Source organism: Natrialba hulunbeirensis JCM 10989 (assembly GCF_000337575.1).
Taxonomy (GTDB): domain Archaea; phylum Halobacteriota; class Halobacteria; order Halobacteriales; family Natrialbaceae; genus Natrialba; species Natrialba hulunbeirensis.
On sequence record NZ_AOIM01000033.1, the window covers coordinates 106578 to 113407 of the forward strand.

6 protein-coding genes are annotated in these 6830 nt (G+C 63.8%); 2 read left to right on the top strand and 4 right to left on the bottom strand.

The genetic code is table 11. From position 1 onward, the window contains the following. Window positions 1-16: 16 nt before the first annotated feature. Window positions 17-1315 carry an amidohydrolase gene (locus C483_RS10440; protein ID WP_006653324.1) on the bottom strand — a complete coding sequence of 433 codons (1299 nt, stop codon included), beginning with the start codon at window positions 1313-1315 and terminating at the stop codon, window positions 17-19. A gap of 117 nt (window positions 1316-1432) precedes the next feature. After that, the gene (locus C483_RS10445) at window positions 1433-2218 is read right to left on the bottom strand and encodes an FkbM family methyltransferase (RefSeq protein WP_006653325.1); all 786 of its coding nucleotides are present in this window, start codon (window positions 2216-2218) and stop codon (window positions 1433-1435) included. Window positions 2219-2478: 260 nt separating this feature from the next. On the opposite strand from C483_RS10445, the gene C483_RS10450 reads away from it, so the two are divergent. Together C483_RS10450 and C483_RS10455 are read left to right on the top strand one after the other, a co-directional pair. Continuing rightward, on the top strand, window positions 2479-3504 hold the full coding sequence (locus C483_RS10450) for a phosphotransferase family protein (protein ID WP_006653326.1): 1026 nt from the start codon (window positions 2479-2481) through the stop codon (window positions 3502-3504). A 74-nt stretch (window positions 3505-3578) separates the two neighbouring features. Further along, window positions 3579-4700: a stage II sporulation protein M gene (locus tag C483_RS10455; RefSeq protein ID WP_006653327.1), complete on the top strand. Its 1122-nt coding sequence runs from the start codon at window positions 3579-3581 to the stop codon at window positions 4698-4700. Window positions 4701-4709: 9 nt separating this feature from the next. Here the strand turns inward: C483_RS10455 and C483_RS10460 are convergent, their stop codons facing one another. After that, window positions 4710-5795: a PAS domain-containing sensor histidine kinase gene (locus C483_RS10460; RefSeq protein ID WP_049912568.1), complete on the bottom strand. Its 1086-nt coding sequence runs from the start codon at window positions 5793-5795 to the stop codon at window positions 4710-4712. Window positions 5796-5972: 177 nt separating this feature from the next. Beyond that, the coding region (locus C483_RS10465) for an HAD-IC family P-type ATPase (RefSeq protein ID WP_006653329.1) at window positions 5973-6830 on the bottom strand (858 nt) is incomplete at its 5' end.

Here is a 6830-nt window from a genome sequence, read left to right on the forward strand (position 1 = left end):
AAGCGTTCGAGACGGTTCAGGCCTCTGCGCGATCGATAAGCGCCGTGGCGTGCTCGTGGGCTCGCTCGCGAACTGCGTCCTCGTCGAGCGTCGTAACCTCACGGTCGCGCATGAGCACCTGTCCGTCACAGATCGTGTGGCGAACGTCGGCCGCCGCGACCGCGTAGGCGAGGTGGCTCACCAGGTCGTGGGCCGGCGTCAAGTGTGGCTTCTCGAGATCGATCACTGCAAGATCGGCGGGCGCGCCGACTTCCAGTCGACCGGTGTCGATACCGATGGCGTCCGCGGTCGCGTGGGTGAGCAGTTCCGAGACCGACTCGGCCGAGACCGCGCTCGCGTCCTCGGCTGCGAGTTTGCCGATCATGGCCGCGTCGCGGGCCTCGTCGAGTAGCGACAGGTCGTTGTTCGAAGCTGCGCCGTCGGTGCCGAGACCGACCGAAACACCGGCGTCGAGCATTCGCTGAACCGGTGCCATGCCGCTCGCCAGTTTCATGTTCGAAGCCGGACAGTGGATGACGCTCGTCCCCGCCTCTGCGAGCAGGCTGATCTCGCTCTCGTCGACGTGGACGCCGTGGGCGACGAAGTCCTCGGACTCGAGCATCCCCTTCTCTGCAGCGTAGGCGAGCGGGCGCATCCCGTGTTCCTCGACGATCGGTGCGACCTCGTCCGCCGTCTCGTTCGCGTGGTAGTGGACCGGCACGCCCGCCTCGCGCGCCTTCGGGACGAACTCGTCCAGATACTCCTCGCCGACCGTGGTCAGCGAGTGGGGCATGAACGCCGTCGAGATGCGGCCGTCCGCCATCCCGTCGAGGTCGCGCGCGACGTCGATGCTCGTCTGCGCATCTTCACGAGCCGCCTCGTCGTCGGCTGCAACAGTGACGACGCCGTGGCCGAGACGGGCACGGAGCCCCGCCGTTTCGACTGCATCCGCGATTTCGGGAACCTCGAAATACATGTCCGCGAAGGCGGTGGTTCCCGATTTGATCATCTCGAGTAACCCCAGTTCCGCGCCGGCGTGAACGTCCTCGGGAGTCAGTTCGGCCTCGGCGGGCCAGATGTCCTCCTGCAGCCAGGCGTCGAGCGTCTTGTCGTCGGCGTAGCCACGCAGCAGGGTCATCGCGACGTGACAGTGGCCGTTGACGAATCCGGGCGTCACGAGTGCGTTCGCGGCGTCGAGCGTCTCGTCGCCGGCACCCGAGAGATCGTCGCCAACCTCGAGAATCTCGCCCGCATCCTGATCGATCAGTACGTCCGCACGCGTCACCGTCGCATCCGGGAGGAGCACCCGCCCGTCTGTGATCGCAAGCGTCGCCATGCTCGACTGTTTCGCAGTCGAGCGTGTTAGCGTGTCGGTTGTCGGTTGCGAGCGGGCGGCCAGGTCGCCAGCCCGAACCACGATTGCGTTATGTCTCCCACGGCAACGTTCCACCCGTCATCGGGGTTCACAGCGCCAGTAGCCTTCGCGCGGCAGAATTTCGTATGATAGATCCTGCAGAACCCCCTTCGTTTCGCCTGGAACGTCGTCCGACAGTCCGTCCTCGTGGTACTCGAGTACCACCGTCGGCTCGTGTCTGGCAAGCGTCTCGCGTGCGCCGCGGATCACGGCGGGTGCCATCCCCTCGACATCGATTTTGATCGCGTCGGGGGCTGGCAGCGAGTCCGTGAGCACGAGGTCGTCGAGAGTCACTACCGGAACCGAGTCCACCTCACGGACCCGTGCCCCCCAGCGCGTGGCGCTCTCCCGGTCGAACGACGACAGTTCCGGATTGCTCGAGCGGTAGAACGGGCTGGTGGTTGGCGCTGGTTCGTCGCCGAGGCCGTACTCGAGTACCGTCACTTGCCCGCCGATGTCGTTCAGTTCGACGTTCGCACGCAGCCGCGCTGCGTTCGTTGGCGAGGGCTCGACGGCGACGAGTCGGCGCTGCGGAGCGGCGACCGAGAGCGCGAGCGTATAGATACCGACGTTTGCGCCGAGGTCGTAGATGACGGCAGACGACCCACAGATGGCGTCGAGTTCGGCGAGCATCGTGTCTGCGCCGTGGCGGTTGAAGAGTTCGTAGCACTGGAACTCGCCGGCTGGCGTTCGGTTCGTCCGTGCGACCCACCGGTGGTCGTAGTTCAGCCGCGCCAGTCGGTGGTAGGTGCGCCCGGCGACCTCGCGAGCGATGGTTGCGGCTCGCGTCGTGACAGATGGAAAAGCATACGAGCCGAGTGCCATTAACGGGGAGACGGGAGCCAGCGAGTTGTACCTGCGGGACGTGTTTCGATGTGTGCGAGCGCGACCGTGTGTTCTATAGTAGCCACTGCAAGTCAATGCACACCTGATCGCACGACTGCTGTGCGATCAGTATGTAAATAGTTGCAGTTGTTACTATAGCGAGGCGATGATGCGACGAGTCGACAGACCCTGACAGGCACATCAGCCACAGAAACACGGGGGAACCGATACCCTACACCCCCTCGTACGCTCACTCGGGAATGAAGCCGAGCACCGTCGCCGAACAGATTACAGCGACCGCACTCGAGTCCACCCTCGACCTCGAGTCCTCTCCACCGATCCAGTCGTGTTCGCGGCCGGCCGCAGGGTCGGTGGCCGAGACGTTTGTGGTGGCACTCGAGACGAGCAGTGACGAAAATCGGCAAGTGCCGGCGGTCCCGGAGCGTGTCGTCTGCAAACTCGGGGGCGCGAGCGTCTGGACCGGCGAGGTGATCGAGCCGTTGGTACTCGAGTGGGTTAGCAAGTCCTCCTCACTGCCGGTGCCGGCTGTGATTGTGACGGGGTCGGTCGATATCGACGAAGATCAGGGACTCGCACGCAATGATCGCTGGGCACTCTACGAGTTTCGGCGCGGGCAGAACGCAGGCAAGATCTACCATTGTCTCGCGAGCGACGACCGGCGACAGCTGGTCGCACGGGCCGGCACACTCCTCGGACGGCTCCACAGTCTCAGCGAACGGGACCCACAATTCGCGTTCGACCGCGTCGGTGGCCTCGCACGGGATTCGGACAGCGGGGCACTCGAGTTGACCGAACTCGAGTGCTGGCACGCGCTCGATCCCCCAACCGGACTCCGTTCGGCGCTGCCGGTTCCGCTGGCCGGCGACGACGGCTGTCGACCGGTGCTCACGCACGGGGATTTCCAGCCGAGCAATCTGCTCGTCACGCCGACAGGCGAGATCACGGCGATTCTCGACTGGGGGAACGCCCACGTCACCCACGCCGAGTACGCGCTCGCCAGAGCCGAAGTGCGGTTCGTCGACCTGCACACTCGCCGATTTTCGCGGGCCGAACGCGAGCGGCTTCGGACCGCGTTCCGCCGTGGGTACGCCGCTCGCGCGACCCTCTCGAGTAACTTCGACGAGCGAGCACTGAGCTACAAACTGCTGTGGGCGCTTCAGTCCGGCGCAAACTACACGCGAATTGCACGCAGCGCTCGCGGCCGGCAGCAACTGTGGCGACAGTGTCAACGGCTCCTCGGAGGGGACACGACGGCCACCCCGTAGCCAGCCCCCTGTCGGACTCGCAGCGAGAGTTGAGGAGGCGGCGGATTTATCCGGACTTTCGTGGAATCGCGCCTATGAACAGTGCCGACGAGGGCGGCACGGCTGACGAGTCTCTGACAGACGAACAGCCAGACGCCCGAGACGAGGAACCGCCACATAGTCGCGAACTCGAGCGTGAGCGCGATAGCGAGGGCGAGGGCAAGGGTGAAGACGAACGGATCACCGTCGATCCATCACTGACGGGCGCTGATTCTGCGGGGGACTCGAGTCGGCGCGCTGACGCGACACGCGCCACCGACACCGACAGCGACAGCGATCCAACCGCACCCGGCGGCCCACCCGGACGGGACCCAGGGAGGGACGGACCAACACCGGGTGCAAACGCGCACCGAAACTGGTTCGGGATTCTGGTCGGGCTCTCGGTCGCCGCCTTTCTGACGGCCGCAATCACGGTCCTCACACAGGACGCCATCGAACCGGTGCTCGGCATCACGGCCCTCGGCATCGGCTTTGCCGCGGCGGCCGGCATCGCCCGAACCAGCGCCCCGTGGCTCTTCGAGACGCTGAGTGCCGCATGGGTCGAACACCGCCGCTCGGTCTGGGTCGCTACCGGCATGTTCGCGGTCGGAACCGCCATCGGCATCGCCCTCCTGTTCGCCGGCGTCAACTTGCTCGAAATCGTCGCCGAACTCCTCGAGGAGGAACTGCTGCCCGAACTCGAGGACGAGCAGGCGAACGGGGAACTCGAGTTCACCGCGATGTTCTTCATCGAGAACAACTCGATACCGTTCCTCATGGCGATCGGCGGCGCGCTCACCCTCGGCCTGCTCACGGCCTTCATCATGGTGTTCAACGGAATCATCGTGGGTAACGTGAGCGCTGCTGCCGCGGACATCGCCGGCGTTGACTTCATTCTCGCCGCGCTCGTCCCGCACGGTATCTTCGAGCTGCCGGCGCTGTTTCTGGCCGCGGGCGTCGGCTTTCGGCTGCTCTCGCGGTTCGGCCAGCGGGTGCTCGGCTCGCGAGACGCGTTTTTCACCCGGCCGTATCTGGTCCGAACTGCGGTGTTCGTCCTCTTCGCCTGGCTGTTGCTCGTCCTCGCCGCGTTCGTCGAGGCCTACGTGACGCCGGAGCTACTCGAGGTGCTCTTTGCGGACCTACTCGAGGGACCGGAGGATGCGCCGGTAACGCCCTGACCGAAGTGTTCACGTATCGGCTGCTGGAAGCGTGAACGAGAACGTCGACCCCGCTTCGGGGTCGGAATCCACCCAAATCTCGCCTCCGTGGCGTTCGACGACTCGTCGGCAGAGTGCGAGACCGATCCCCGTCCCTTCGTACTCCTCGCGGCTATGGAGTCGTTGAAACACCTCGAAGACCCGGTCTGCATCTTTGTGATCGATACCGATCCCCTCGTCGCTGACCGAAAGAATCCACTCGTCCCCGTCACGTGTCGCAGAGAGTGTCACCCGGGGGTCTCCCTCGCCGCTGTACTGGAGCGCGTTTTCCAACAGGTTCTGGAAGAGTTGGCGGAGTTGGCTGGCGTCACCACTGACAGTCGGCAGCGGTTCAGCAGTGATCTCGGCGTCAGTTTCGTCGATTCGCACACTGAGGTCCGTCAAGACATCGTCCAGCACTGCGTCGAGATCGACCGAATCGAAAGAGGTCCCCTGCGTTTCGACTCTGGAGTACGCGAGAAGTCCCTCGATCATCGCCTCCATCCGCTCGGCACCGTCAACTGCGAACTCGATGAACTCTTCGGCGTCGTCGTCGAGGTCGTCGCTATAGCGATTCTCGAGCAGTTGCAGGTACCTTGTGACCATCCGTAACGGCTCTTGGAGGTCGTGAGAGGCAACGTGAGCGAACTGCTGGAGACGCTCGTTAGATTCTTCCAACCGCCGCTGATACTGGTACCGATCAGTGATGTCGAAATGGGCAACGGCGACGTATCGTTGCTCACCGTTAGTGAACGATGCTGCCCGCATGAGAAACCACCGTTGTTTGTTGGGGGAGTGACAGGGATATTCGAACTCAAAAAGTTCTCGGTCACCCGCTAGAATCTCGGATAACCCGGCGGCAGCAGCTTGTCCCTCCTCCGTTTCCGCTTGTCTGGTGATCGCAAGATAGTTGGTTCCGATCGTATCAGGTTGCAGTTCGATATCGTTTACCTCCCCGAACTCCTGCCATGCACGGTTTGTATACAGGATTGTCCCGTCGTCATCGAGGATTGCAAAGTTGATCGGGAGGGTATCTACAGCCGCCGGAATAAGAGACGCTGGCTCCCGGTCGTTCATATCCGCTTTCAGTTGATTGATGAACATAACGTTGTTCCCAATCCTGGTTGCAAGCGTCACACTCCTCACCGGAATCAATACAGCTTTTCTGACGTTTGTCCAGGCCGCAGTGACGATTCATCCGCGACATCCCGTAGGAATAGCGAGATTGACGTGTCGGGTGGCTCAACAGGCCCGTCAGTTTCGACCGAGAAGCGCGTCAAACGGCTTCAACACCGCGAGGCGGTAGTCCTCGTGCGGATCGTAGGTTGCAAACGAGAGGCTGTTGGCCATCACGCTCACGCTCGAGGTCGCCATCGCGAGTCCGGCCAGCGCGGGGTTCAACATCCCGAGCGCGGCGATTGGGATGAGCGTCGTGTTGTAGATGAACGCCCAGAAAAGGTTCTGGCGGACCTTCGAGATCGTCGCCTCGGAGATGCGAACGGCCTTGAGCACGTCTGCTGGGTCGTCTCGCATCAGCGTCACGTCGGCCGATTCGATGGCCACGTCGGTCCCCGAGCCGATGGCGACGCCAACCTGTGCGGTGGTTAGTGCGGGTGCGTCGTTGACGCCATCGCCGACCATCATCACGCGGTTGCCCTCGTCCTGCAGCGCCTCGACGTGATCCGCCTTGTCCTCCGGGAGGACCTCCGCGCGGACGTTCTCCGAGGGGATGCCGACCTGTTCGGCAACGGCCTGGGCCGTGCGCTCGTTGTCACCGGTGAGCATCACGACCTCGGTTCCGCGGTCGTGCAGCGCCGCAACGGTCTCTTTTGCGCTCTCGCGAACCTCGTCAGCGACCGCGAGCACACCGCGAAGCCGGCCGTCGACCGCGACCGCCATCGCCGTCTTCCCCTCGCGCTCGAGTTCCGTCAGCGTGTCCTCGGCCGGCTGGGTGTCGATCCCCTCGTCCTCGAGGAGCTTCCGGCGGCCGATCAGGACGCGCCCGCGGTCCGTTTCGGCGCTGACGCCGTGACCAGGGACGTTTTCGAACTCACTGACCTCGCCGAGGGCGATGTCACGCTCGGCCTGTCTCTTATACACATCTCTGATGGC